Annotated in this window: 1 protein-coding gene; it reads right to left on the bottom strand. The window is 65.3% G+C overall.

From position 1 onward, the window contains the following. Window positions 1–662: ATP-binding cassette domain-containing protein (locus QUG03_RS23195; RefSeq protein WP_500821121.1), on the bottom strand; the 662-nt coding region annotated here is incomplete at both ends.

The following is a 662-nucleotide window of genomic DNA, read 5'->3' as shown; positions in this document are numbered from 1 at the left end:
GGCTCGCTCAGGATCTGCTCCACGGTGAAGCGCGGGTTCAGCGAGGCGTAGGGGTTCTGGAAGATGATCTGGATGCGCCGCTTGTAGGCGTGGAAGGCCTTGGCGTCCATGCCCAGCAGGTCCTGGCCGTGGAACAGCGCCTGCCCCCCGCTGGCCTGGTGCAGCCGCACCAGGGTTAGCCCGACGGTGGTTTTGCCGGAGCCGGATTCGCCGACGATGCCCAGGGTTTTGCCCTTGGCCAGCTTGAAGGACACGTCCTTGACCGCGTGGAACTGGCGTTTGCCGAACAAGCCTTCGCGCACGTCGAAGGATTTGCTCAGCCCGCGCACGTCCAGGATGATTTCGTCGTCGTCCCGGTAGCCGCGCTCGCGTTGCGGCGGCTCCACATAGCCGCCCGGCTGCAGGAAGTCGTCGATCACCGCCAGCCGCTGCGGCCGCCGGTCCAGGTGCGGGCGGCAGGCCAGCAGCGCCTTGGTGTAGGCGTCCTGCGGCGCGTCGAAGATTTGCTGCACGCTGCCCTGTTCGCGGATTTCGCCGTGACGCATGACGATGACTTCGTCGGCGAACTCGCCCACCACGCCCAGATCGTGGGTGATGAACAGCACCGCCATATCGTGTTTCTTCTGCAGGTCCGCGATCAGTTGCAGGATCTGCTTCTGGAT

The sequence above is a fragment of the Chromobacterium sp. CCUG 30098 genome (genome assembly GCF_059916605.1).
The sequence above is the reverse complement of the archived record's forward strand: the minus strand, read 5'-3'. Positions and strand labels throughout refer to the sequence as shown.